We start from the raw sequence: 26,943 nt of genomic DNA on the forward strand, positions 1-26,943 counted from the left end.
GAACGGGAGAGACAGTGGACGAGGAAGCAAGCATCATCCTGGGGGATGCCATCGCCTTTTGCCAGCGCGACGGCCAAGATGCACGCCTCATCAACATGCTGGGGCAATCGCGCGCCATAAGCCTGACCGAAGATACGCTCACGATCGAGGCCCCCTCGCGCTTTGCCATCGCGCAGCTCAAAAAGCATCAGCCGACTATTGAGGCCTATCTGGAAGAAATCGCCTTTGCACCGATTGCTCTCGACATCGTGGCACCGCAAGGCGCCGCGACGGAATCCGCTGCCGCCACGGCGCCCGCCACGGCTCCCGCTGCTTCCCCGGCGGTGCCGGCCTCCGCAGGCGATGTGCCGACAATCGAGCACCAGCACAGCGATGTTTCCCGTGAAACAATGGCACCGTTGACGAGCGCGGCGGCGACGTCAACGAACGCACCCGTCACGCACATGCCCATCGCTCACGACGCAGCGGCGGGCGCGGATTCGGGCATTGCAATCAAGAACACGCTCTCGGCCGACGATTTTCGTCGCATGATGAACCAGATGAAGGGCGGAGCGCCGACTAAATCCACGCAAGCTGCGGCCCCCGCTTCACCCATGCCAGCACCGACCGTGCCGGCCGAGCAGAATACGGATGGAGCCCCGCTCGCCGCGAACTCAAAATTTACCTTTGAGAACTTTGTCTACGGCCCCGAGAACAGCCATGCCTATCGCTCGGCACTCAAGTTTGCCGCCCTCGCGGACGAGCGCGGCACATGCACATCCCTGTTCATCTATGGCAAATCGGGGCTGGGCAAGACCCATCTGCTGCTCGCCATCAAAAACGAGCTCGCCGAGAAGTCGCCCGAGATCAAGGTCAAGTATGCCAACTCCCAGGCATATCTGGACGACCTGATGACCGAGTTCGACCGTCAAAAGAAGAGCAACGCCCCCATCATGCAGGCGTACCACGGCGTGGACGTGCTCATCATCGATGACATCCAAAACATCATCGGCAAGCGCGCGAGTGTGGACTACTTTTTCCAGCTCATGGACGAGTTCATCCGCAACAACAAGAAGGTCGTCATCGCGGCAGACCGCGCCCCCAAGGACCTGAGCATGGACGAGCGTCTGACCAGCCGCTTCAACGCCGGAATGCTCTGCCTGGTCGCAGAGCCCAGCTACGAGATGAAATACAAGATCTTGCAGCGCTATTACGAGAACACCATCGTCGCCGCTCCCGAGGCGGGCGACGACTCACTGCTGGCGGCCTATGGGGGCGACGGCGGGCACCTGACCGACGAGCACTTTAAACACATGGCCGAGGTCTCGGGCACCAACATCCGCGAACTCGAGAGCTTTTGCGAGCGCTGCGCCGGCGAGGCGGGCGACCGCGAGCGCGAGGGCGGAGAGCTCACCTTTGACGATATCGACGCCATCGCCAGCCAGTACTTCGACACATCGGCCAAAAAGATCAACGTCCAGACGGTTCAGTCCGTCATCGAAGAGCAGTACGGCGTGACACACGAGGAGCTCATCGGCCCGCGTCGCAACGCCAATATCGCCAAAGCACGCCATATCGCTATCTACCTGGCCATCGAGATGTGCGAAATGACGACCACGGCGGTGGGCGCCGAATTTGGCAACCGCAACCACTCGACCGTCAGCACGAGCTACAAAAAGGTCCAGAAGATGATCCAGGAAGACCGCACCGTCACCGAAGACCTCAAGTCGCTGCGCGATAAAATTACACTGCGCTCGTAGGGAAATAGAGACACCTGTTGAAAACTTGTCGAAACCACGGGCATAAGGTGTCTAAAACCCAACCCGCGGTGATGAAAAGTTTTGCGCAGATTTTGAACGTGGAAAACCACCCCTGTTGCACACAGGTTGCTGTCGATTCTCTTTCTGGGTCTGACCTGCGTCTTTGGGAATAATCAACAGTTTCGTCAGTGCTATTACTATTATTAAGATATTTATATCTATAGAAAGGTATTAAAAGATGAAGTTCACCGTCAGCCAGAGCTCGCTCACACAAGCCATCGGCGTCGTTATGAAGGGTGTCGCTTCGGCATCCACCCTTCCCATCCTGTCGGGCGTGCTCGTCAAGGCGCAAGACGGCATCTTGGAATTCCAGACCTCTAACTACACCATCTCGATCCGTCATCGCATCGCGGCGCATGTCGAAGAAGAGGGCGAGATGGTTATCCCCTGTAAGATGCTCTCCAATATCACCAAGACCCTCCCCGATGCCCCGGTCACCTTTGAGCTGTCCGAGCGCCAGGTGCTGATTGGTTGCGAGAAGAGCTCGTTCCGCCTGAACACGCTTGATGCTAATGACTTCCCCGAGTTTCCGGCCTATGCCATCGAGAGTGCCGTGGAGCTGCCGACCGATATCTTGTCCGAGATGGTCGGCCGCGTGTGGCGCGTCACCTCGACCGACAAGGCCCGCCCCATCCTGGGCGGCGTGCACATGAAGGTCGAGAACAACACCGTTCGCCTGGTGGCGACCGATTCCTTCCGTTTGGCCGTGTGCGATACGCAGGTCGAGACCTCGACCCTCGAGGGTTCCTTTGAACTCAACGTTCCGGCTGACGCCTTTAACGACGCGCTGAACATCATGGCCAGCCAGGCGACCATCATGATCGGGGCTACCGACACCCAAGTCGTCTTCGAGGCCGGCAACACCACCTACGTGTCGCGTCGTATCGAGGGCGTGTACCCCAACTACAAGCAGCTCATCCCCGATTCGTGCGTGACGAGCGTCAAGATCGACGTCGCCGCCCTTAACGCCGCCCTCAAGCGCGTGGCTGTTATCGCGAGCGCCAACCCCGCCGTCAAGTTCGAGATCGATGTCGAGAACGGGCAGATGGGCCTGTCCTCCATCTCCAATGACCAGGACCTTGCGCAGGAGACGATCGATGTCGAGGTCGAGGGCGAGTCGGGCACCATCGCCTTCAACTACCACTACATCTTCGGCTGCCTCAATGCCCTATCCAAGGAGAAGGAGATCACGCTGGAGCTCAAGAGCTACTCGCAGGCGGGCATCTTCAAGTCCTACGACAAGATCAACTACCTGTACCTGGTCATGCCGGTCCGCATCTAGCGTTGCGCCATGACCATGTTCGCCCGCGATCTTTCCGTCGCGCACTACCGCAGCTTCGATAGCTATCGCCTTGCCCTGGACGAGGGCGTGACGATACTTGCAGGACCCAACGCGGCGGGAAAGACCAATCTCATAGAGGCGCTGCAGCTGCTGACGAGCGGCGCCTCGTTTAGGCATCCGACCGCAGCCGAGCTCGTTCATGACGGCGTGGGCTCGTGCAGGGTCGAGCTGAGGCTCGAGGGCGACGGCCGCGTGCTTGATATGGGATTGAGCGCGGAGGACGGTAAGCGCTCGTTTAGCCGCAACGGCAAGAGATGCTCTGCCGCCGGTGTGCGCGGGGTTCTGCCGAGCGTGCTGTTTTGCCCCGACCATCTGGACATGGTTAAGCGGGGCGCCAGTGTGCGCCGCGCCGCCCTCGATGACTTTGGCATGCAACTGAGCGCACGCTATGCCGATCTTGCGAGCGCCTATGGGCGCTGCGTGACCCAGCGCAACGCCTTGCTCAAGGAGACCTGGTGCTGCCGTGAGATGCTCGGCGCGTGGAACGATTCGATTGCCCGCGCGGGCGCGGCTCTGCTCGTGCACCGGTTGGCCCTGCTCGACCGGCTGGCGGGCCATGTGCGTACTGCCTACGGGCAAGTGGCGTCCGGTGAAGCCGCCAACGTGTCCTATGCGTCCACGCTGGGGGATTTGCCCCAGGTCGAGGATCGCGAAGAGCTGAAGGGCTGGGCGTACGAGCGCATGCTGGCCGCCCTTGATGAGCACGCCGGCGAGGAAATTCGCCGCGGCGTGACGTTGGTGGGGCCGCATCGCGACGAGATTGAATTTACCGTGGCGGGTCGCTCTGCCCGTTCATTTGCCAGCCAAGGACAGCAGCGAACGTTGGTACTGTCCTGGAAGGTGGCCGAGGTGGCCGTGGCTCGCGATGTTCTGGGTACTGCTCCGCTGTTGCTTCTGGACGACGTGATGAGCGAGCTCGACGGCGAGCGTCGCGGCGCTTTCCTGCGGCTGATCGGCGATGATATCCAGACGGTCATAACCACGACCAACCTGGGGTACTTTACCGATGACCTGCTTGATCGAGCCAAGGTGGTGAGCATGGGTGAGACGTGCTAATTACGAGCGCGAGAGCGAAACGGTCGCCTTCAGTGGCTTTTTGAACGCAGAGCGCCAGCGCATCCTGGCGGCTGCGACCCCTGAGCGCCGTGCGCAGATGGAGGCCGCCGAGGAGTCGCGCGCGGTCTATCGCGCGTGGAACGCGGTGTGCTCGGGCACGCGCGAGGGGCGGCATGTGACGGGCCTGCGCTACCTGCCCGAGTCCAATGAGCTGCTGGTATATCTCGACTCGCCCTCGTGGACGCAGGAAATGACGTTGTTGCGCGAGATCATCCGCGCGCGCATGGAGCGCGCCGGTGCGCATGTGGACGGCCTGGTGTTCAAAACCACCGCGCCCGGTCACATGCCGCCCGCCGCCAAGGAGCGCCTTCGCCCAGCGACGACCGAGCGCCCGCCGGCCCCACACGCCGACCTCAGCGATGCCGAGCGCACCGAGATTGAGCGCCAAGTGGCGCCCATCGAAGACCAAAAACTGCGCGAGGCCCTCGAGAACGCCATGAGAGCCAGTGCCGAGTGGGCCAAGGGCGTGCAAAGCAAAAAAGAGCCTTAAATCGCATCTGGTGGCCTTGTAGAGCCAAATACCCTCGTTCCCGAGGGTATTATTTTACGATAAACTAGTAAGGCTGTACACATTTTCTTGACTGAAGGAGGACGTGTGGCAAACGAAAACGATTACGATGGCGGCGAGATTAAGATTCTCGAAGGTCTCGAGGCCGTTCGTAAGCGCCCGGGCATGTATATCGGCTCGACGAGCGCCAGCGGTCTGCATCACCTGGTGTGGGAGATCGTTGACAACTCTGTCGACGAGGCCATGGCCGGTTTCTGCACCGAGATCCAGGTGACGGTCCACGCCGACAACTCCATCACGGTCGTCGACAACGGGCGCGGCATCCCCGTCGACGAGCACCCTGTTAAAAAGATCCCGACGCTCGAGGTCGTCATGACGATCTTGCACGCCGGCGGTAAGTTCGATAACTCGGCCTATAAGGTCTCGGGCGGCCTGCACGGCGTGGGCATCTCCGTCGTCAACGCACTGTCCAAGCGTGTGGTCGTTCAGGTTCGTCGCGATGGCAACACCTACGAGATGGAGTTCTCGCGCGGCAAGACCGTCAAGAAGATGGAGGTCGTGGGCACCTCGGATTCGACGGGCACCACCGTCACCTTCTGGCCCGACGACGAGATCTTCGAGACCTGCATCTACGATTTCGATACGCTGCATAACCGTCTGCAGGAGACGGCGTTCCTCAATAAGAACCTCAAAATCGTGCTGACCGACGAGCGCGAAGCGACTCCCCACGTGGAGGAGTTTTGCTACGAGGGCGGCATCATCGACTTCGTCAAGTTCCTCAACGAGGGCAAGGACGTCCCCGAGGCCTTTAAGGAGCCCATCTACATCGAGGGCAAATCGGACCCGGACGCGCCTGTGGCCAAGATGGGCGAGGTCGAGGTTTCCCTGCAGTGGAATAGCGGCTACGGCGAGAACGTCATGTCGTTTGCCAACGACATCTACACCCCCGAAGGCGGCATGCACCTTGAGGGCTTCCGTACCGCGCTCACCCGCGTGATCAACGATTACGCGCGCAAGCAGAACCTGCTCAAGGAAAAAGACGCCAACCTGACCGGCGACGATGTGCGCGAGGGCCTTTCGGCCGTTATCTCGGTCAAGCTGCCCGATCCGCAGTTTGAGGGCCAGACCAAGGCAAAGCTCGGCAGCTCCTATATGCGAGCGCTCACGCTCAAGATTGTGACCGACGGCCTCGCCGATTACTTGGAGGAGCATCCCAAGCCCGCTCGCGAGATCGTCAAGAAGGCGCAGCAGGCCTGCAAGGCGCGCAATGCCGCCCGCAAGGCGCGCGAGGCGACCCGCCGCAAGAGCCTGCTCGAGACGGCGTCCCTGCCCGGTAAGCTCGCTGACTGCTCGGTGCGCGATGCCGAGCTGACCGAGCTCTTCATCGTAGAGGGCGACTCGGCAGGCGGTTCGGCCAAGGACGGCCGTCGCCGAGACATCCAGGCGATTCTGCCCCTGCGCGGCAAGATTTTGAACGTCGAACGCGTTGGTGACCATCGAGCGTTCTCGAGTGACACCATCCAGTCGCTGATTACCGCGATCGGCTGCGGCGTCACGACGAGTGCCGGCGACGGCGGCGACTTCGATATCACCAAGGCGCGCTACCACAAGATCATCATCATGACCGATGCAGACGTCGACGGTGCGCATATCCGCATCCTGCTGCTGACGTTCTTCTACAAGTACATGCGTCCGCTGATCGATGCCGGCTACGTCTATGTTGCCTGCCCGCCCATCTTTGGCATTAAGGTGCGCAACAAGATCCACTACGTGTATCCCAACGGCCGCCAGCCCGAAGACGAGATCCTGCGCGACACCATCCAGAGTCTGGGCCTGAACCCCGACGATAACGACGAGGACGGCAAGGCCAAGGACGGCAAGATCACCAAAAAGCGCAAGGGCTATACCGTCCAGCGCTACAAGGGCCTGGGCGAGATGGACCCCAAGCAGCTTGCCTCGACGACGATGGACCCCAAGACCCGCATCCTGCAGCGTGTGTCGATCGAGGACGCCGTGGTGGCGGACCGCGCCGTGCGCGAGCTGATGGGTTCCGAGGTCGGCTATCGCCGCGAGTACATCGAGAAGCATGCACATGATGCACGATTCTTAGATGCCTAACCTGTTCGGCTTTCCCAGCCACCGCACCTTCGCCCTCAATCGTCGGTCGCGTACCCAAGTACGTTTCCCTCCTCTTTCGGGCGAATCTGCGGCACCTGGAAAAGCCGTCTCCGTGGTAGGGAACTAATTAGACCACGCAAACCATGAGGAGGTAACGTGGCAGACGATATCAACAATAACGAGGGTATGGACGAGGCCGGCGATGCCGGTATGCCCGACGATCTGAAGCGCCTGCTTGCCCGTGCTGAGCAGGGCGAGGACGGCGACCCGGACGCCTATAACCCCGATGCCGATGATGATGAGGAAGAAGACGACGCCGAGCTCGAGGAGAGCTTTGGCGAAGTCGACCGTGGCGCCTCGGCCGGCGAGGATATCAACGGCGGCCAGCTCCAGATTTCGGAGTTTGGCCGCGAGATGAAGCAGTCGTTCATCGAGTATTCGATGTCGGTCATCACGGCGCGCGCCCTGCCGGACGTGCGCGACGGCTTAAAGCCGGTGCACCGCCGCATCCTGTACGCGATGAACGAGAGCGGCATCTACCCCAACCGCCCGCACAAGAAGTCAGCTTGGACGGTCGGCGAAGTTATCGGTAAGTACCACCCGCATGGCGATTTCGCGGTCTACAAGGCCATGGTCCGCCTGGCGCAGTGGTTCTCCATGCGCACGCCGCTCATCGACGGTCACGGTAACTTCGGTAACATCGACGGCGACGGCGCGGCGGCCATGCGTTACACCGAGAGCCGCTTGGCAAAGCCCGCCATGGAACTGCTGCGTGACTTGCAGAAGGATACCGTCGACTGGCAGCCCAACTACGACGAATCGCTCGCCGAGCCCGTGGCGCTGCCTGCGCGCTTCCCCAACCTGCTGGTCAACGGCAGCCAGGGCATCGCCGTCGGCATGGCCACCAACATCGCTCCGCATAACCTCACCGAGGCGATCGAGGCCACCTGCTACCTGATCGACAACCCCGACGCCACCGTCGACGAGCTCATGCAGATCATGCCCGGTCCGGACTTCCCCACCGGCGCCATCATCATGGGCAGCGCCGGCATTAAGCAGAGCTACGAGACCGGCCGCGGCTCCATTACCGTGCGTGCCAAGGCACACGTGGAGTCCACCAAGACCGGCCGCAGCCGCCTAGTCTTTACCGAGATTCCCTACATGGTCAACAAGGGCACCCTGCAGGAGAAGATCGCCCAGCTCGTCAACGACAAGCGCATCGAGGGCATCTCGGATATGCGCGATGAGTCCAACCAGAAGGGCATCCGTCTGGTCATCGAGCTCAAGAAGGGCGTCATTCCGCAGGTCGTGCTCAACAATCTGTATAAGTACACCTCGCTGCAGACGACCTTTGGCGCCAACAACCTGGCACTCGTCAACGGCGTTCCCAAATGCCTGAGCCTGCGCGAGATGCTGCAGCACTACATCGACCACCAGGTCGACGTCGTCACCCGCCGCACCCGCTTCGACCTTAAGAAGGCCCAGGCCCGCGCGCATATCCTCGAGGGCTACCTGATGGCCCTTGACCATATCGACGAGGTCATCAGCATCATCCGCTCCTCGCAGACCGACTCCGAGGCCAGCAGCCGACTGATCGAACGCTTTGGCTTTACGCCCGAGCAGACCACGGCCATCCTCGAGATGAAGCTGCGCCGCCTGACCGGCCTGGAGCGCGACAAGATCCAAGAAGAGTTGGACGGCCTGCGCCGCGCCATCGCCTACTACGAGGACCTGCTGGCGCACGAGGAGAAGATTCTGGGCGTCATCAAGGAAGAGATGCGCGAGATCTCCAAGAAGTTTGGCGACAAGCGCCGCACCGAGATCAGCCAGGTTGAGAAGGACTTGGACGTCGAGGACCTCATTGCCGACGAGGATATGGTCGTGACCATCACCCACACCGGCTACGTTAAGCGTATCCCGGTGGCTGCCTACCGTGCCCAGAAGCGCGGTGGCAAGGGCGTGTCGGGCGTCAACCTCAAAGAGGACGATGTTATCGACGAGATGTTCATCGCGTCCACGCACGAGTATGTGCTGTTCTTCTCGAGCAAGGGCAAGGTCTATCGCCTGAAGGTGCACGAGCTGCCGGTGGGTACGCGCCAGGCGCGCGGTACCGCGATCGTCAACCTGCTGCCCTTCGAGGAGGGCGAGAAGATCGCGAGCGTCATCAGCTGCCGCGAGTTCCCGGCCGACGAGTACCTGATGTTTGCCACCAAGAGCGGCATGGTCAAGAAGACCGTGATGAGCGCTTACGATCGTAGCCGCCGTGATGGCCTGATCGCTATCAACCTGCGCGACGACGACGCACTGCTGAACGTGCGCCGCGTGCGCGAGGGTGACAAGATTATCCTAGCCACCACCGCGGGCAAGGCGATCATGTTCTCCGAGGAGCAGGTGCGCGCCACCGGCCGCGATACCAGCGGCGTTCGCGGTATCGGTATGAAGGACGGCGTGAGCGTTCTGGGCATGGAAGTCACTAACGGCAACGGCGATCTGTTCGTCATCACCGAGCGCGGCTACGGCAAGCGCACGCCGGTCGCGGACTACCCAGAGCAGAATCGCGGCGGCCAGGGCGTCTACACCATCCAAATGACCGAGCGCAAGGGCAACCTCGCGGCCATGAAGACGGTGGGCCCGCAGCACGAGCTGTTCATCGTGACGGAGGGTGCGACGGTCATTCGCGTCAAGACCGACGAGATCAGCCAGACCGGCCGCGCCACCCAGGGCGTCAAGATGATGACCGTCGACGACAACGACCGCGTATGCGCCGTAGCCCGCATGACGGCAGCCAAAGAGAAGCCCGAAGGCGAAGCAACAGAAGACGGTTCTGCCCCCGAAGAAGCCCCAGTCGATCTAGGCGATGGCAACGACATGCCAGAAGATCTCCTAGACGAGTAAGAGGCTCTAGCTGGTAAAAATCATCAGACCCCATATATCGGCGGTCGGCGCACTGCGCGCCGACCGCTTTTTTGAAAACCTTTGAACCCCACGTCGCCCCCGGCTGCCCGGCGGCATGCGAAGTCGATCGCGAGTTCCGCACGAGCAGGAGAGCACTTAATGTGCTCTCCGTGCGAGCAGGACTGTCCGAGCAGGCGACTTCGCATGCCGCCGGGCAGCCGGGGGCGACACCCCTCAAAGATTTTCAAAAAAGTTGTTGACGCGCGCGTAACGACTCGTCTAATATATCCCTTGCGCGATGGACCTGTAGCTCAGTTGGTTAGAGCGTCCGGCTGATAACCGGGAGGTCACAAGTTCGAATCTTGTCAGGTCCACCACTTTCTTTCGCAATAAACACCCCAGCGAGAGCCGAGTCGCCGCTGGGGTGTTTATTACTGTCTCCGTGGGGGTTTAGCTCAGCTGGGAGAGCGCGGGCTTTGCAAGCCTGAGGTCAGGGGTTCGATCCCCCTAACCTCCACCATGATGGACCTGTAGCTCAGTTGGTTAGAGCGTCCGGCTGATAACCGGGAGGTCACAAGTTCGAATCTTGTCAGGTCCACCATCAAAACTGTGAAGAGCCCTGGGGCATTGCCTTGGGGCTTTTTTCTTGTCTGCGATAAATCTCATTTTGGTTTTGTGTGCTGTGCGAAAGATTGGGTAGTATAGCTATTCAATGCGGTGGAGCTGCCGCGTGTTAACCGCTACGTACCGGAGGTGTTCCATGGTTCGTGTCGACATAGAGACCATCGTCATGGCCGCCGGTCCCGTGCCATCGCTTATCGTGCTTCGCGAGCGCTGCAGCAAATCGGACTCGCCCGCGCCGCTGCGTTCCCTTTCCATTCAGACTGGTTCGTTTGAAGCCGCTGCCATCAGCCGCGGCATCGATAGCGGCCGCGCCGAGCGCCCGATTACCCATGACCTGTTGCTCGATACTGTTGGCGCCCTGGGCGCCAAGCTCGAGCGCATCGAGATCGTTCGCGCCGAGCCGCCGGTGTTCTACGCGACGATCGTCGTACTGGCCGATGGTGACGAGCGCAAGATCGACGCCCGCCCCAGTGATGCCATTGCCCTTGCCGTGCGCAGCAATGCCCCCATGTTTGTGGAGGACGACATCATGAATCGCCTGGGCACTGTTTCTACCCACGCCGAGGAAGTCGACGACGAGCAGGAGTTCGAGAAGTTCGACGAGTTCGTCCATACGCTCTCCCCCGATGACTTCTAAATGCGGGGCGTCCAGGTTGCGGAGCGTTCGCTGATGGCCGGCGGGATGTCGGCTGAAGCGGCTGCAATCGCCCGCGAGGCCCAGATGCGCTCGGAGGCTTCTGAGGCGGCTCGCATTGCCTATGTGACGCAGGCCCGCACGCTTCGTGAACGCCGCAGCTCGTTTATCAAGATGGTTGTCATCTCCGCCCTTGTCGCGGCAATCTGCTCGCGCCTTCGTGGTACAGTTGGTGCGCTTGGGTTTTCGATCTCTACGGGCCTGGTGATTTGGGGCGTGGTCGATGCGGTCATGCTGACCAGCCAGATCAAGGTGCTCGACAAGCGCGCGTCGGACATGACGCGCGCCCGCGATGCCGCCGCTAAGATCGCCGCCGAGGCGCAAGAACTGTAACGACGCCAGACTCGATGGGAAGGTCTAAAGATGGCACAGGATATGCAGGACGCCGGTAACGTCTCCGCCGAGCTCGACGCCATGGTGTGCGATCTAATCGGCGCGTTCTTGGATGACCTTGCCGCCGGTGAAAACCCCGGCGTGGTCGTGGCAATTGAGGACGCCGCTTCCAACCGTTATCTGGCGGCGCTCGATGAGGATGGCGAAGAGGCGTGCCTCGAGGCGGCCACCAACTTTATCTCCGAGCACAAGATGGGTCTTAAGGACGAGGGCCTGGGCCGTATCGCCCGCTATGCCATCGGCTATACCGGCTGCGTCGAGATTGACGGCGGCTACCATGACGCTCTGCTCGTGAGCTTTTTTGAGACGACGCTCGAGAGCGGTTTTTCGGCATATGTACTGTATGAGGGCATGGGCGCCGGCGATGGTTTTATGTGGAGCGACCCTGAACCTGCAGGTGAGGAAACCCCTCTCATCTAAAATCGCTAAAATAAACGAGTTTTCGGTAAAAGGCTCAATATTCCCGCCGAGCGTTGTATCGCTGGGCGGGTCGCATACGCGTGCCGTTTGTATATGGATAGAAGATAGGGGAACTACATGCGCGTAGACAATCTGAGGAACATCGCCATCATCGCTCACGTCGACCACGGCAAGACGACGATGGTCGACAAGCTCCTGCGTGCCACGGACGCCTTCCGTGCCAACCAGCAGGTCGAGGACCGCGTCCTGGATTCCAACGACCAGGAGCGCGAGCGCGGCATTACGATTCTCGCCAAGAACATCTCTATCGAGTACAAGGACGTTAAGATCAACGTCATCGATACCCCGGGCCACGCCGACTTTGGCGGCGAGGTCGAGCGCGTGCTGCGTATGGCCGACGGCGCCCTGCTGCTGGTCGACGCTTTTGAGGGCCCCATGCCCCAGACCCGCTTCGTGCTGCGTCACGCTATCGACACCGGCCTTAAGATCATGATCGTCATCAACAAGATCGATCGTCCGGGCGCCAACCCCGAGAAGGCCTACAACGACTGCCTGGACCTCATGGCCGACCTGGGCGCAACCGACGACCAGCTCGAGTTCGCCATGGAGCACGTGGTCTACGCCAGCGCCATGAATGGCTTTGCTCGCCTTGACCCCAACGACGGCAACATGGACATGTATCCGCTGCTCGATATGATCATCGACGACATGCCCGCGCCCGAGGTTGACGAGAACGCCCCGCTGGCCATGCAGTGCGTGACCATTGACCACTCCAACTTCGTTGGCCGTATCGGCATCGGTCGCGTGTACTCCGGCACCATCCACCAGGGCGACCAGATTTTGGTTGTGAAGAACGACGGCTCCAGCGCCACCGCTACCGTCAAACAGCTCTTTACCTTCGACTACCTGGGCCGCACCGAGTGCCAGGAAGTCGGCGCCGGCGACATCGCTGCCGTCGTGGGCATCGACCGCACCGATATCGGCGATGTCTACACCGATCCCGAGAACCCCGTTGAGCTCGAGCCCATCGAGATCGACCCGCCGACCATGTCCATCGTCTTTGAGGCGTCGACCTCCCCGCTCGTCGGTCGCGACGGCGACATCGTGGGCGCCCGTCAGCTCAAGGAGCGCCTGTTCAACGAGGCCGAGAACAACGTGACCATGAAGATCGAGGAGCTCGAGGACAAGAGCGGCGTCGAGGTCTCGGGCCGCGGCATTCTGCACCTATCCGTTCTGATGGAGTCCATGCGCCGCGAGGGCTTTGAGTTCCAGGTCGGCCGTCCCCGCGTTCTGTTTAAGAAGGACGAGAACGGCAACAAGATGGAGCCTGTCGAGCAGGCCGTCGTCGAGTGCCCGGACGAGTACTCGGGCAAGGTCGTTGAGGTCTTCGGCACCTCCGGCGGCATCATGACGAGCATGGATACCTCGGGCATCGTGACGCACCTCGAGTTTAAGATCCCGACCCGCGGCATCATGGGTCTTAAGAACCGCATTATGAACGTTACCCACGGCGAGGGCGTGTTCTACCACACCTTCCTGGAGTATGGTCCTTACGCCGGCGAGATCGGTAACCGTCAGAACGGCGCCATGATCTCCATGACCACCGAGAAGGCCGTTGCCTATGCTCTGGGTACGCTGCAGGAGCGCGGCCAGCTGTTTGTTGAGCCGGGCACCGAGTGCTATGAGGGCATGATCGTGGGCGAGCGCAGCAAGGCCGGCGACATGGTCGTCAACATCGCCCGTACCAAGAACCTGGGCAACCAGCGTTCCTCGACCTCCGATATCTCCGTCCAGCTGGTGCCGCCCCGCACTTTCTCGCTGGAGGAAGCGCTGGAGTACATCGCCGACGACGAGCTGGTCGAGATCACTCCCAAGAACATTCGCCTGCGCAAGCGTCTGCTCAACGCCACCGACCGCAAGAAGGCTGCCGTCCGCGCCGGCCAGGTCAACAAATAAGCGCTGGGCTTTATAGCGACTAACAAGAAAGGGCGTCGACCGCAATGGTCGGCGCCCTTTTTGGTGCAAGGGGATTGAGCTGGTCTGCACCGCCACAAGGGTGCCTGGCCCCTTTGTGGCGGTTGGCGGCTAAGCGGTGGGGAGTCCCGGTGTGTTGGCTGCCTGCTGCGGCTTGAGGTGGGCGTTGCGCCAGATGATTTGGATGATGTAGCCGAGCATAAAGACAAAGGCTACGCCGCTGATGAAGTCGCCTACGAGGGGGATTGCCGTAAGCGCGCCCGCGGCGATGCCGCCCACGGCCGCCATGGCGTAACGGTTCTGGCTGTGTCCGACCATGCGGGCGATTGCGCACCCCGCAAAGGCACTCGACACCAATGCGATGCCGATAACGCCGCACAAGAGGGTTCCGGCAAGCGACAGGCCAGCGATAGAGATAATCAGCAGTAGGACGGCGGGGACGACAGCAATCGTACCCAGAAGACCGCTCACCCACAGGGGCGTGGGGCGCTGGTGGAGCATGCCAGCGGCGCTGGCGGTTGCACGCGGAAAGACGAGCTCGAGCAGCAGGGCGACAAAGCAGGTCGAGAGCGCCGCGGCGACGATGCCGCCGATGATGTTGTTAGCGGTCGTGGCCGCGCTCTCGTTCTCGGTGCGGTCGATCTTGAGTGCGCCTACCTCGGCTCCTGCGGCACGCTCGGGGTCCTCGGAGACGTGCGCGTTCACGGTGCCGGTAATACGGGCATTCTTGCCCAAGACGAGCTTATCGGCCCAAACCTCGACATCGCCCTCGACGGTGCCGTCGATGGTCACCGTATCGCCTGCAAGCGCTGCCGACTTGGCGGAGCCTCGCAGGGCAACCGTCTCGCCCATCGCGTAAAAACAGTTGGCGGCGCTGTCGGAATTGAGCACAACGTGCTGACCGGCCACCGTGACGCTGCCATTAACCGTGGTTTTGGCGATATCGATAGTGCGTGCCGCCAGACGGACGGCGCCGCCCACCGTGCAGTCGCGGATCGAGAGGGTATCGCCCGCGGCGATGATATCGCGGTCGATGGACGCATCGTCCAAGTTGAGAGCCTGGCCTGCCCAGTACAGGTCACCCTCGACGCCGGACGGATTGGCGTCATTGTCGGTCGCAAGTATGTTTCCTGCGGTGTCCGTGCCGGCGAACGACGCCGTGGGAAGTGCGGTGAGCGCCAGCACGATGAGCGCGAATAGGATGGTGATGCGGCCCCACGCTTTATGGCGCTGGGTCGACGGGAATTGATTGCAGGGCATAGTGAATCCTTCGTCAGATGCTCGACATGCACCTAACAGGGTACCCAACGCGTGGGCGCTCTAAAAGAACCTCTCGGTTGTATTTCGAAGGATGAGGCCGCGCAATCTACTTTTTGCGGTGCAAAAAACGTGCGATGTCTTCCTCGGTGGGGCTTTTGATGTCGAAGCGCAGCGACAGCCAGCGCAGTCCCATGGTTATCGCAACGCATACGATTAACGCGGTGATGTTGCTGACGACGCCGCTCATGACAAGGCATACATAGCTTGCAGAGCCGGCAATGGCTGCGATGGCATAGAAGTTGGTGCGCTGGAAAATGCCCGGCACCACGCCCATAAAGCTGTCACGCAGCATGCCGCCGCCCACCGCGGTGAAAAAGCCCATCATGATGCACACCGCCGGCGCAAAGCCGTAGACCAGCGCCTTGTCTGCTCCAGTGGCGGCATAGATGCCGACCGAGATGATGTCGAGCAGGGGGATGAGTTTTTCGGGCTTGTCGACGATTGCCGGGAAAATATAGATGATGGCTGCCGTGGCAATGGAAAGCGGCAGCGCCATTGGCTGGTTGAGGATGTAGACGTTGCCCACCTGCAGCGTCATGTCGCGTAAAAGACCGCCGCCCAAGCCACAGACCACGGCAAGCGCGACCGCGCCCACCAGATCGAGCTTGTGCTCGCGCGCGACCAACACGCCCGAGATTGAAGCCGCGACGACGGCGAACATTTCGAGCCAAAACGGGATGGCGACCATGGCATCTGTGGCGTGTGAGGTAACGGTCATAGCGGCGACGACGGGCAAGATGGGGTCCTTTTGGTTGCGGGTTTAGACAATGCCCGTACATAGTACATGGTTGGCGGGCGTGGTGATCCTATTGCTCGGTAAACGGTCGGGACTGGGTGGGGGCGTGGCGTTACTGGAATGCCAGGGATCCAAAACATGTACGTCACCCTCCAAAAACGACATTTTTCGACATCTTTGGAGGATGACGTACATGTTTGGATTGAGCTCACAGCATGAGTGAGTTGATTTACTCACATCCGGTATATTTCCCCACTTCAACGGACATAAGAGTTGGATACTGGCTCAGAGCGAGAGGCCCTCAATGGATACCCCTGTTCTCATTTCGCATAAAACCGCATGGCTTGTCCATCATGCACCCCAGAATTTGGTTCAGTCTCTTGCGCGGCACGACTACCAGATAGGCGCACAAGGCATCTCCACCCAGCAACGTGTTGCGCGCATACGACAGGCCCTTACCGACTGCGGCATTCCGTCCGATATGCTTAAGACTATCGATATCGCGGTCGTATTCGAATTTGAGCGAATTCGTACCAAAGGCGTCGTCTGCCACATTCTTGGACAAAATCTTCCCTACGAGCATATTAACGAGTTGACGCCCGGAATCTTCATCACCGACGAAGCCTTCACCTTCGTGCTCGCTGCCGAGTGGATGGATAGGATCGAATATCTCGAATATGGCTATGAAGTTTGCGGCGATTATCGCATGAGGCTCAATCCCGCCGACCCTTATACCGAGCAACCAGCCACCACCTCCAAGGATGAAATAATCGAACTGCTCGATCGGCATCCCGGCAAACCCGGTGCCACACGTGCACGGCTCGCGCTCAGGCACATCTACGATTGCTCGGCCTCGCCTATGGAGACCGCTTCGGCAATCGCCCTCTCGCTCCCAACAAGCGAAGGCGGCGTTGGCATCCGAGGTATCGAACTCAACAAACCGCTCGAGATCCCTCAACGTCTCTGGCATTGCGCCAAAGCTCGAACACTCAAAATCGATGCGCTCGTTACCTACAAGCGCAGGGAGCTCGGTATCGAATATAAGGGCGGCTTTCACGATGAGTTCGAACGCAAAGGAGCAGATGCGGAGCGAGAGGCCGTTCTCTCCCAAATGGGATATCGAATCGTTACGCTCACTTCGGCTCAGTTCGGCAGCCAGCTCGCCTTTCACCGCGCCATGAACAACATTCGCGAAGCACTCGACATGCCTCGCTGTACCGATACCGGGCACCAGCGAGAGCAAAACGAACTACGCAAGGCGCTTATCCGCAACTGGAAAAGCATGCGAGACGAAGAGGTGCCTTCCGAATAGTGCCACTCCCGTGAGCTCAATCCAAACGTGTACGTCAGCCTCCAAAGATGTCGAAATATGTCGGTTTTGGAGGCTGACGTACACGTTTGGGGAAGCGTGGGATCGAGACGTATCTCGATAACAAAAAAGCTCCCGTTGTTGGGAGCTTTCTCAACCAAAATGGCGGAGGAGGAGGGATTCGAACCCTCGTGACCTTATACAGGCCAAACGGTTTTCGAGACCGCCGCATTCAACCACTCTGCCACCCCTCCGCGTGGGGTAAAAACAAAGCAGGCTCGAAGGCCTGCTTTGGAATTAACTGGCGGAGAGTCAGGGATTTGAACCCTGGAGACGCTTTTGACGCCTACACGATTTCCAATCGTGCTCCTTCGGCCACTCGGACAACTCTCCGTTAAATGCGAAAGTCAGTATACACGAGGAACCGCAAAGTGCAAACAGAAAAGTTGGCATTTTTTAAAACGCTCGGCCGCGCTTGTCGTTGCAGTGGGGTTTGAGGTGCCAAAAAACGGCTTCCGACCAGCGTGGTTGATTAACTCAATTGTTCAAAAGGGGTATTCATAAGCGACTTGGCAATGAATTTAAAAATCTTTGGGTGGCGCTGTGGACCACTGGTATGCATTTTGCGACCACAGCCTTGTGCCCGTTGACCTGTGGCTTGGCTCAGCTTGTCCCCGCGGCGTCGTATCTTGTCCACAAATCCGTCAAGCACTTGGTCAGCATTTGGTTGGAAGACGCATGAAACGTCGTGCGAGTATGGGCATATGTGGAGGTCATGAGGTTGTAGCTGCATATTCTTGCGGCCTAGGAGGTTGAAAGATATTATTACCAAGTCTTTTCCTGCTTCAGGCGCACCTTCACGACCTGAAGCCACATTTGCCCAGAGGAGGTGACAATATGAAGGCTTATGAACTGCTGTTCTTTGTTGACCCGTCGCTCGACCCCGAGACTCGTCTCGCTGTTATGAAGCGTATCGATACCACGATCGCTGAGGGCGCTGGCAAGGTCGACTCCGTTGACGACTGGGGCAAGCGCAAGCTCGCCTACGAGATCAACGACCTCACCGATGGTGACTACACCCTCATCAACTTCCACGCAGATCCTACCCAGATCGCCGAGCTTGATCGCATCCTGCGCATCACCGACGCTGTGGTCCGCCACATGATCGTCCGTCGCGACGACCAGGAGTAAGACTGTCGTTTTGGACTGGGCTTGTGCCCCAAGAGGAAGTAGTGAGTTATGAGCATCAATCGAGTGAACATCACCGGTAACCTCACCCGCGATCCCGAGCTGCGCGCCACCGCCGGCGGAACCCAGGTTCTGTCCTTTGGCGTCGCCGTCAACGATCGTCGCCGTAACGCGCAGACTGGCGAGTGGGAGGACTATCCCAACTTTGTCGACTGCACTATGTTCGGCACCCGCGCCGAGGCCGTGAGCCGTTTCCTGGCAAAGGGAAACAAGGTCGCGATCGAGGGCAAGCTGCGCTACAGCTCTTGGGAGCGCGACGGCCAGCGCCGGAGCAAGCTTGAGGTCATCGTCGATGAGATCGAGTTTATGAGCTCCCGTGGTGGCCAGGGTGGCTACGATCAGGGTGGTTACGCCCCCGCAGCTCCCGCGCCCGCAGCACGTCCTGCCGCACCGGTGGCTACGCCGCCCGCGGTCGACGTCTACGATGAGGACATCCCGTTCTAAGGGTTGTTCACCTATTTTTGAGTGAGAGGCGGCTTCGGTTCGCCGAAGTTGCCAAATGAAAGGTATTTTGACATGGCTAATGATTTTTCTGCACGTCAGCCGCGTCGTAAGTACTGCCAGTTCTGCAAGGAGAACACTGAGTTCATCGACTATAAGGACACTCAGCTTCTCCGTAAGTACATGACCGACCGTGGCAAGATCAAGCCCCGTCGCGTCACTGGCGCTTGCACGCAGCATCAGCATGACATCGCCAATGCCATCAAGCGCGCCCGCGAGATGGCACTCCTGCCGTACACCGTCCCCGTGGTTTCCTCTCGTGGCAACCGCGACCGCGGCTAAGAAGGGAGACGCATCATGAAGGTTATTCTTCTCGATGAGATCAAGGGCAAGGGCGGCGAGGGTGACGTCGTAGAGGTCGCTCAGGGTTACGCTGAGAACTTCCTGTTCCCCAAGAAGCTCGCTGTTGCCGCCACCAAGGGCAACCTCAAGCAGCTTGACGAGCGTCGCAACAACATCGCCAAGCGCGAGGCCGTCCGTCTGGCTACCGCCAACGAGACCAAGGCTGCCTTCGAGGGCAAGACGGTCACCGTTGACGTCAAGGTCGGCGACGAGAGCATCCTCTTTGGCTCCGTTACCGCCGCTATGATCGCTGACGCCATCAAGGCTCAGCTCGGTATGGACATCGACCGCAAGCGCGTCGAGCTCGGTAAGCCCATCAAGGTTGCCGGTGCCCACACCGTTGCCATCTCGCTGTACCGCGAGATCAAGGCCGAGGTTGTCGTTCTCGTCGGCGTTACCGCCGAGGAGCTCGCTGCCGAGGCTGAGGTCGAGGAGGCCGCTGAGGTCGCCGAGGCCGAGACCGCCGAGGTCGAGACTGAGGCTGCTGCCGAGTAGCATTTGCTGCAACGCAACAATCTTGTTCTAAGAAGGGCGCTCTGGGAAACCAGGGCGCCCTTTTGTTTTTTGCGCTGAGTGAGTTTCATGGTGAACGTTGCGTCGAAGTCCTATATACAGGACCGTTCATCCGTTTGGTTCGGTGATGATTGGCGGCGCGCGGCGCGTTTTGGGACCGTGGCTGATACTATGGATGCTCGCAAGCGATATGAATGAGGATGCTCATGGCATATGACGATAGGGAGACCGGGCTGACGGTTGAGGACCGCGGCTCCAAGTTGGGTCTTCCCCAAAACCAAGATGCAGAGGCCAATGTACTGGCCGCTATGCTGCTATCGCCCGAGGTGGTCGAAGAGGCCCAGGTCGAGCTGCAGCCCGATGACTTCTACCGGCCCATTCATAAGACCATCTATACCGCGATGGTCGATATGTACAACAGCCGCATTCCCATCGACTCCATCTCGCTGATCGATTACCTGCGAAGCATCAACAAGCTTGATGCCGTGGGCGGCGAGGCCTACATTTTGGAGTTGATGGGTCAGACCCTGTCGCTCGTCAACTGGCAGCACCATGCCGCTATCGTTCGCCGCGATTCGATGCTGCGTGAGCTGATCGGCGCCACCAACGAGATCAACGCGCTGGCCTATAACGCTCCCACCGATACCAAAGAGGTCGTGGAGCTGGCCGAGAGCAAGTTGCTCAAGGTCACGGCGCGCGAGGTCAAGTCGAGCTACAAGACGCTGACCGAGTTTATGGTCGAGGCCTATAACGAGGCCGAGGAAGTGTGCCAGGCAGGCGGCCAGGCTGCGGGCGTGCCCACGGGCTTCCCGTCGCTCGACCGCATGCTCATGGGTTTTCGCGAGGGCCAGCTCATCATCATCGGCGCCCGCCCTGCTGTGGGTAAGACGTCGTTCGCCCTGAATCTGGCGCTCAACGCTGCCGCTGCCGGTTATACCGTCGGCTTCTTCTCGCTGGAGATGTCGGGCAAGGAAATTGCCCAGCGTCTGATTTGCGCCTACGCCATGATCTCGATCAGTGACTTCCGCATGGGCCGCATTAGCCCCGAGCAGTGGGCCAATATCAACGAGGCCACGCAGACCTTGTCCAAGCTCGATATTCTGATTGACGATACGCCCGGCACCACAGTGACCGAGATCCGCGCCAAGAGCCGTCGCATGCTCCATAACAAGGAGAAGGCCATCATCATCCTGGACTACCTGCAGCTGGTGAGTCCTCCGCCGGGACGCCGCTCCGAGAGCCGCACCGTCGAGGTTTCGGAGATGTCGCGTGGTCTGAAGATCATGGCTAAGGAGCTCAAGATCCCGCTCATCGCGCTGTCACAGCTCTCGCGTCAGGTCGAATCCCGTACCGGCAAGCGCCCACAGCTTTCCGACCTTCGTGAATCGGGCTCCATCGAGCAAGACGCCGATATCGTTATGTTCTTGGACCGCTCCGCCGACGAGGCCGAGGCCTCGCGCGACGATCGACCCGACGAGGGCGTTACGCGTATCGTCGTGGCCAAGAACCGTTCGGGCCCGATCGGCGACGTCGACCTGATGTTCCTGCCGGCATCCACCAAGTTCTATGAGCTTGATGGGGCACATGCCGAGGAGTAGGACAGGCGCCCGTTGCACGGGTATACTGGGAATGTTTTGTGCTTCTGCGTGCCGGCGTGGCGCGTAGACAGTCCATGAATGTAAGGAGTAAACATGCCGTCAACCGTTTTGGTCGGTGCCCAGTGGGGCGATGAGGGCAAGGGTAAGATTTGCGACCTGGTCGCCGGCGACTTCGATGCCGTCGTGCGCTACTCGGGCGGCAACAACGCCGGTCACACCATCGTCGTCAACGGCAAGAAGTACGGCCTGCACCAGGTGCCCTCCGGCATCATGTATTCCGATCACGTGTCGGTGATCGGTAACGGCTGCGTCGTCAACCCCAAGGTTGTCCTTGAGGAGATCGACATGTTCGAGGCCGACGGCATCACCACCAAGAACCTCAAGATTAGCGGCAACGCGCATGTCATCATGCCGTACCACATCGATCTGGATGGCGCCTTTGAGCAGAAGCTCGGCAAGAAGAACATCGGTACCACCAAGCGCGGCATCGGTCCGTGCTATCAGGACAAGATGGCCCGCATTGGCCTGCGCATGCAGGACATGCTGGACGAGGCACTGTTCCGCGACAAGCTGGAGACCGCTCTCGCCCGCGTGAACCCTGAGCTCGAGCTCATCTACAACCTGCCCACCTACACCGTGGACCAGATTTGCGACGAGTACCTGCCGATGGCCGAGCGCCTGCGTCCCTACATCACCGAGACGAGCCTGCTGCTCAACAACATGATCGATGAGGGTAAGGACCTGCTGTTTGAGGGCGCCCAGGCGACGCTGCTCGACATCGACCACGGCACCTATCCGTACGTGACGTCTTCCAACTGCACCGCCGGCGGCGCCATTACCGGCTCCGGCGTGGGCATGAAGAACGTCGACCGCGTGCTGGGCGTCATGAAGGCCTACATCACCCGCGTCGGTTCGGGCCCCATGCCCACCGAGCTTTCCTATGAGTCCGAGGCCGGCCACACGCTGACCGAGGAGGGCTACGAGTACGGCGTGACCACCGGTCGCCGTCGTCGCTGCGGCTGGTTTGACGGCCCTATCGCCAACTATGCCTCGCGCGTCAACGGCCTCACCGACATCGCCGTGACCAAGCTCGACGTGCTTTCGGCCTTCGACACCATCAAGGTGTGCGTGGCTTACGACGTCGACGGCGAGCGTTACACCAGCGTGCCCGAGCATCAGGTTCGTTTTGAGCACGCCAAGCCCATCTACGAGGAGCTCCCCGGCTGGAAGTGCGACATTACCGGCTGCCGCAGCTTTGACGAGCTGCCGCAGGAGGCGCAGGACTACGTGGCGTTTATCGAGGATCTGGCACACACCCGCGTGACGTTCATTGGCGTTGGCGCTGGTCGCGAGCAGATCATCAACCGATTCTGGAAGTAATCGGGACTATTTGGTTATTGCGATATACCCCTTTGCAGCCCAAGCGGGCGGCCGAGGGGTATATTTGCTTGCAAAGGGCTCGCGCGGAGCGAGCCATTCATCCATAGAGGAGGCACCCTTGAAGGCGGACACTCAAACCATCGACATCCTGTTGTTGGGCAGCGGCGGCCGCGAGCATGCTTTGGCAGCTAAGCTCGCAGCATCACCGCGCGCCGGCAAGCTCTACATCGCGCCGGGTAACGGCGGCACCGCGAGCTGCGGCGAGAACGTTGTTCTCGACGACTGCGATCCTGCGGCCGTGGCGGCGTTTGCGCAGAGCCACGGATGCGGACTCGTGGTAATTGGTCCCGAGGCTCCGCTCGTGGCGGGCGTGGCCGACGCCGTGCGCGCGGCAGGTATTCCCTGCTTTGGCCCGGGTGCCGAGGGTGCCCAGATGGAGGGTTCCAAGCTGTTCTCCAAGCAGCTCATGGGGCGTGCGGGCATTCCGACGGCAGCCTATGGTTCGTTTACCGACGAGGCTTCGGCTCTCGCCTACGTGCGCGAGCAGGGCGCTCCGCTGGTCGTGAAGGCCGACGGCCTTGCCGCGGGCAAGGGCGTTATCGTGGCGACCGAACTTGAGCAGGCCGAGGAGGCCGTGCGCGAGTGCTTTGGCGGCACCTTTGGCGATGCCGGCAACACCGTGGTTATCGAGGAGATGCTGACCGGTCCCGAGTGCTCGCTGCTCGCCTTTACCGACGGCAAGACCGTGCGCCCCATGGCCACCTCGCAGGACCACAAGCGCGCCCTCGAGGGCGACAAGGGCCCCAACACCGGCGGCATGGGCGTCTACAGCCCGGTGCCCATCGTGACCGACGAGGAGCACGCCACCATGGTGGCGGTCATGGAGCAGGCCGTGGCTGAGCTTGCCGCCGAGGGCATCGACTACCGCGGCTGCCTGTATGGCGGCTTTATGCTCACGCCTGCCGGCCCCAAGGTGCTGGAGTTCAATGCCCGCTTTGGCGACCCCGAGACGCAGGTCGTGCTGCCGCGCCTTAAGAACGACCTGGTTGAGGTCATGCTCGCCTGCGCCAACTGCGAGCTCGATCAGATTGAGCTCGACTGGCGTGACGAGTGGGCTGTGGCCGTTGTCCTGACGAGCGCGGGCTATCCCGGCAGCTACGAGAAGGGCAAGGTCATCACCGGTATCGCCGATGCCGAGGTCATGGAGAACGTGACCGTGTACCACGCGGGCACTGCCGTGGTGGACGGCCAGCTCGTGACCAATGGTGGCCGCGTGCTTGCCGTGACCGCTCTGGGTGACACGTTCGAGAACGCTCGCAACCTTGCCTACGAGGCCTGCGAGAAGATTGATTTTGAAGGCAAGACCCTGCGCCACGACATCGGCCTGCGCGCACTGCGCGGCCGCGACGCCTGGGATGCCTAAAATCCGAGAGGAATGAGACGGATGGACGAGAAGAACGAAGAGCTCGTGGATGCGCAGATCGTTGAAGAGGACAGCCGCATGTATGGGCACGCCGAGGGCGAGCCTGGCGGCGAGGTCGCTGACGAGCCGGCGCTGGTGCTGGGCGACGACGACCCGCACGATGCCGAGCTGCACGAGAAGATTCTTTCGGAGGAGTGCGCCTGGAAGGGCAAGATCCTCGACGTCCACCGTCTTGAGGTTGAGCTGCCCAACGGTCGCCGCAGCGCCCGCGATATCGTTCGCCATCCGGGTGCGGCGGCCGTCGTGGCGCTGACCGAGAGCGGCAAGATCGTACTGGTGCGTCAGTACCGCACCGCCATCGACCGCGTGACGGTCGAGATTCCCGCCGGCAAGCTCGATCCAGGCGAGGATCCGCTCGATTGCGCCAAGCGCGAACTGCATGAGGAGACGGGCTTTAGGGCTGGTCGCATTCGCTTTTTGACGTCGATTGTCACGTCCTGTGGTTTTTGCGACGAGATCATTCACATCTACTTGGCCACCAAGCTCGAGTTTGATGCGCCCAACCCCGATGATGACGAGTTTGTCAACGTGGACCTGGTGCCGCTGCACGAGTTGATCGACGCCGTACTCGACGGCAAGATCGAAGACGCCAAGACCGTCGTGGGCGCCTTGGCCTGCGATAGCATCGCGCATCGCCTTGGGGGCGCGGAGCTTTAACGAGCGGGGATGATCCCGCAGGTTTGTGTAAGTCAGCGAAAGTGCTCCATTTGAGACAAGGTGGCCTAAAAGAGGAGGGAAGCGTATGGATATACGCGACCGACGATTGAAGGCCAGATTGTCCAAATGGAGCACTTGCAGCGTCGAGACGAAACGCGGTTTGGTAAAACCGCGTAAGGTGATTATGCTGAAAAGGTTTCTCTCGTATTACGAGCCCCAGATGGGGCTTTTTGTTGCCGATACTGTTTGTGCTCTGGTGCTTGCCGCCATTGACCTTGCGTTTCCTATTATTCTGCGCAATTTGACCGGTGGGCTGTTTACCCAGGGTCATGCTGCCATTATGCAGGCGCTCGGTATGATCGCGGTAGGTTTGGTGCTGATGTATGTCATCCGCTGCGCCTGCCGCTATTTTGTGAGCTATTGGGGTCACGTGATGGGTGCGCGCATGGAGTCCAAGATGCGCGAGGACCTGTTCGACCAGTATGAGCGCTTTAGCTTTGCGTACTTCGACCGTAACAGCTCGGGCGACATGATGAGCCGCGTGGTCAACGACCTGTTCGATATCTGCGAGGCGGCGCACCACGTGCCCGAGTGGATCATCATCTGCGGCATCGAGATTATCGGCTCGTTTGTGATCCTCTTTACCATCGCCCCGGTGCTGGCGCTTGCCATGGCTGCGGTGACAGCAGCGTTTTCGGTCATCATGTTTTGGCAGAACATGCGCATGCGCGAGGTCTTTAGCGACAACCGCAAAAAGATCAGCGGCATCAATGCGCAGCTGCAGGATTCGCTGGCGGGCATGCGCGTGGTCAAGAGCTTTGCCAATGAGGAGACCGAGCGCTTCAAGTTCCGCGCCTCCAACAATCGCTATCTTTCGTCCAAGGAGAACATGTATCACGCCATGGGCGTCTATACCGCGACGTATGGCCTGCTCTCGGGTGTGCTCTATGTGATCGTGGTGCTGCTGGGCGGCTGGCTGGTCGCCCAGGGACAGCTGCAGGCGGTCGATATGGCGACCTTTGCACTCTATATTTCGCTGTTCTGCACGCCGCTCGAGACACTCGTCAATTCGGCCGAAACGTATCAGAAGGCCATCGCCGGCTTTAAGCGCATGGACGAGGTGCTCTCGACCGCGCCGGATATCCAGGACAAGCCGGGCGCTACGGATCTGCAGGTGACTGCCGGCGCCGTGGAGTATCACGACGTGTGCTTTAACTACGAGGACGTTGAGCTGGGCGAGGGCGATGCCGAAGAGCGTCCCGTTATCGACCATATGAACCTGTCCATCAAGCCCGGGCAGACCATCGCTTTGGTTGGCCCTTCGGGCGGTGGCAAGTCCACGACCTGTTCGCTGCTGCCGCGCTTTTATGACGTGGCTGCCGGATCCATTAGCATCGACGGCCAGGACGTGCGCGATGTGACGCAGCAGAGCCTGCGCCGCGCCATCGGCCTGGTGCAGCAGGATGTCTACCTGTTTGACGGAACAATCGGCGAGAACATCGCCTACGGCAAGCCGGGCGCTACGACAGAGGAGATCGCCGAGGCCGCCCGTCGCGCCAACATCGATGCCTTTATCGAGTCGCTTCCACAGGGCTATGACACGGTCGTGGGCGAGCGCGGCAGCCGTCTTTCGGGCGGACAGAAACAGCGCGTTGCCATTGCGCGCGTGTTTCTCAAGAATCCCAAGATTCTTATTTTGGATGAGGCGACGAGTGCTTTGGATAACGAGAGCGAGGAGGCGGTGCAGGAGTCGCTCGAAGAGCTGGCACGCGGCCGTACCACGATCATCATCGCCCACCGTCTCTCGACTATTAAGCATGCTGACGAGATTGCGACCGTTGAGCATGGTCGCGTTGTGGAACGTGGCACGCACGAGGAGCTTCTCGCCCGTGGCGGCACCTATGCCCGTTACTATCGAATGCAGTTCGAAGGTGCGCGTGCGCACGAGCTCGACTGATTGATATGACAGGAAG

Annotated in this window: 22 protein-coding genes and 5 tRNA genes; 23 read left to right on the forward strand and 4 right to left on the reverse strand. The window is 60.3% G+C overall.

Annotation, left to right across the window (positions count from 1 at the left end; all coding sequences use genetic code 11):
* The first annotated feature begins 14 nt into the window (after positions 1–14).
* The 13 genes from DW180_RS07515 to typA all read left to right on the forward strand — a co-directional run bounded on the left by DW180_RS07515 (position 15) and on the right by typA (position 13,865).
* Entirely contained in the window at positions 15–1,739 is a 1,725-nt protein-coding gene (locus DW180_RS07515) for a DnaA ATPase domain-containing protein (protein WP_117848455.1), read from the forward strand.
* Between the two features lie 238 nt (positions 1,740–1,977).
* Positions 1,978–3,081: a DNA polymerase III subunit beta gene (gene dnaN, locus DW180_RS07520; RefSeq protein ID WP_118238243.1), complete on the forward strand. Its 1,104-nt coding sequence runs from the start codon at positions 1,978–1,980 to the stop codon at positions 3,079–3,081.
* A gap of 9 nt (positions 3,082–3,090) precedes the next feature.
* Positions 3,091–4,197: a DNA replication/repair protein RecF gene (locus DW180_RS07525; RefSeq protein WP_117848453.1), complete on the forward strand. Its 1,107-nt coding sequence runs from the start codon at positions 3,091–3,093 to the stop codon at positions 4,195–4,197.
* Entirely contained in the window at positions 4,184–4,747 is a 564-nt protein-coding gene (locus DW180_RS07530) for a DciA family protein (protein ID WP_117848452.1), read from the forward strand. The genes DW180_RS07525 and DW180_RS07530 overlap by 14 nt, the downstream gene beginning before the upstream one ends.
* A 105-nt stretch (positions 4,748–4,852) precedes the next feature.
* A complete protein-coding gene (gene gyrB / locus DW180_RS07535; protein ID WP_117769723.1) occupies positions 4,853–6,883 on the forward strand; it encodes a DNA topoisomerase (ATP-hydrolyzing) subunit B in 2,031 nt (676 codons plus the stop codon).
* Between the two features lie 186 nt (positions 6,884–7,069).
* Complete coding sequence (gene gyrA / locus DW180_RS07540) at positions 7,070–9,778, forward strand: DNA gyrase subunit A (protein ID WP_118238263.1); 2,709 nt, start codon at positions 7,070–7,072, stop codon at positions 9,776–9,778.
* Positions 9,779–10,078: 300 nt separating this feature from the next.
* Positions 10,079–10,155: transfer RNA gene (locus tag DW180_RS07545), tRNA-Ile, on the forward strand.
* A 67-nt stretch (positions 10,156–10,222) separates the two neighbouring features.
* A tRNA-Ala gene (locus tag DW180_RS07550) sits at positions 10,223–10,298 on the forward strand.
* A gap of 4 nt (positions 10,299–10,302) precedes the next feature.
* A tRNA-Ile gene (locus DW180_RS07555) sits at positions 10,303–10,379 on the forward strand.
* Positions 10,380–10,538: 159 nt separating this feature from the next.
* Positions 10,539–11,039, forward strand: a complete 501-nt coding sequence (locus DW180_RS07560; protein WP_118238245.1) for a bifunctional nuclease family protein — start codon at positions 10,539–10,541, stop codon at positions 11,037–11,039.
* Between the two features lie 45 nt (positions 11,040–11,084).
* Positions 11,085–11,429, forward strand: a complete 345-nt coding sequence (locus DW180_RS07565) for a hypothetical protein (protein WP_147356438.1) — start codon at positions 11,085–11,087, stop codon at positions 11,427–11,429.
* A gap of 30 nt (positions 11,430–11,459) precedes the next feature.
* Entirely contained in the window at positions 11,460–11,909 is a 450-nt protein-coding gene (locus tag DW180_RS07570) for a hypothetical protein (RefSeq protein WP_089572580.1), read from the forward strand.
* A gap of 117 nt (positions 11,910–12,026) precedes the next feature.
* The gene (gene typA / locus DW180_RS07575) at positions 12,027–13,865 is read left to right on the forward strand and encodes a translational GTPase TypA (RefSeq protein WP_117848449.1); all 1,839 of its coding nucleotides are present in this window, start codon (positions 12,027–12,029) and stop codon (positions 13,863–13,865) included.
* 129 nt (positions 13,866–13,994) lie between these two features.
* On the opposite strand, the gene DW180_RS07580 is transcribed toward typA, so the two are convergent.
* Positions 13,995–15,143, reverse strand: coding sequence for a polymer-forming cytoskeletal protein (locus tag DW180_RS07580; RefSeq protein ID WP_117848448.1), 1,149 nt, complete (start codon positions 15,141–15,143; stop codon positions 13,995–13,997).
* Between the two features lie 106 nt (positions 15,144–15,249).
* On the reverse strand, positions 15,250–15,939 hold the full coding sequence (locus DW180_RS07585) for a trimeric intracellular cation channel family protein (protein ID WP_233545222.1): 690 nt from the start codon (positions 15,937–15,939) through the stop codon (positions 15,250–15,252).
* A 304-nt stretch (positions 15,940–16,243) separates the two neighbouring features.
* Between DW180_RS07585 and DW180_RS10165 the strand changes: the two genes are divergently transcribed.
* On the forward strand, positions 16,244–17,251 hold the full coding sequence (locus DW180_RS10165; protein ID WP_118260031.1) for a hypothetical protein: 1,008 nt from the start codon (positions 16,244–16,246) through the stop codon (positions 17,249–17,251).
* 160 nt (positions 17,252–17,411) lie between these two features.
* Here the strand turns inward: DW180_RS10165 and DW180_RS07600 are convergent.
* Positions 17,412–17,502 (reverse strand) — tRNA-Ser (locus tag DW180_RS07600).
* 48 nt (positions 17,503–17,550) lie between these two features.
* A tRNA-Ser gene (locus DW180_RS07605) sits at positions 17,551–17,641 on the reverse strand.
* A gap of 504 nt (positions 17,642–18,145) precedes the next feature.
* Here DW180_RS07605 and rpsF point away from each other — a divergent pair.
* From rpsF to DW180_RS07650, 9 genes are all read left to right on the forward strand, one after another.
* Complete coding sequence (rpsF, locus tag DW180_RS07610) at positions 18,146–18,439, forward strand: 30S ribosomal protein S6 (protein ID WP_117564024.1); 294 nt, start codon at positions 18,146–18,148, stop codon at positions 18,437–18,439.
* A gap of 48 nt (positions 18,440–18,487) precedes the next feature.
* Positions 18,488–18,940 (forward strand): single-stranded DNA-binding protein, encoded by a 453-nt coding sequence (locus DW180_RS07615; RefSeq protein WP_006235830.1) that lies wholly within the window; start codon positions 18,488–18,490, stop codon positions 18,938–18,940.
* A gap of 72 nt (positions 18,941–19,012) precedes the next feature.
* Positions 19,013–19,279 carry a 30S ribosomal protein S18 gene (gene rpsR, locus DW180_RS07620; RefSeq protein ID WP_006235829.1) on the forward strand — a complete coding sequence of 89 codons (267 nt, stop codon included), beginning with the start codon at positions 19,013–19,015 and terminating at the stop codon, positions 19,277–19,279.
* A 15-nt stretch (positions 19,280–19,294) separates the two neighbouring features.
* Complete coding sequence (gene rplI, locus DW180_RS07625) at positions 19,295–19,834, forward strand: 50S ribosomal protein L9 (RefSeq protein WP_118238251.1); 540 nt, start codon at positions 19,295–19,297, stop codon at positions 19,832–19,834.
* Between the two features lie 218 nt (positions 19,835–20,052).
* A complete protein-coding gene (gene dnaB / locus DW180_RS07630; RefSeq protein ID WP_006235827.1) occupies positions 20,053–21,450 on the forward strand; it encodes a replicative DNA helicase in 1,398 nt (465 codons plus the stop codon).
* 93 nt (positions 21,451–21,543) lie between these two features.
* On the forward strand, positions 21,544–22,830 hold the full coding sequence (locus DW180_RS07635) for an adenylosuccinate synthase (protein WP_022094075.1): 1,287 nt from the start codon (positions 21,544–21,546) through the stop codon (positions 22,828–22,830).
* A gap of 118 nt (positions 22,831–22,948) precedes the next feature.
* Positions 22,949–24,253, forward strand: a complete 1,305-nt coding sequence (gene purD / locus DW180_RS07640; protein WP_118238253.1) for a phosphoribosylamine--glycine ligase — start codon at positions 22,949–22,951, stop codon at positions 24,251–24,253.
* 21 nt (positions 24,254–24,274) lie between these two features.
* On the forward strand, positions 24,275–24,970 hold the full coding sequence (locus tag DW180_RS07645; protein ID WP_172622467.1) for an NUDIX domain-containing protein: 696 nt from the start codon (positions 24,275–24,277) through the stop codon (positions 24,968–24,970).
* A 184-nt stretch (positions 24,971–25,154) separates the two neighbouring features.
* On the forward strand, positions 25,155–26,927 hold the full coding sequence (locus tag DW180_RS07650) for an ABC transporter ATP-binding protein (RefSeq protein ID WP_118238255.1): 1,773 nt from the start codon (positions 25,155–25,157) through the stop codon (positions 26,925–26,927).
* Positions 26,928–26,943 lie beyond the last annotated feature (16 nt).

It is taken from the genome of Collinsella sp. AM16-21, assembly GCF_003471905.1.
In the GTDB taxonomy this organism is placed as follows: Bacteria; Actinomycetota; Coriobacteriia; order Coriobacteriales; family Coriobacteriaceae; genus Collinsella.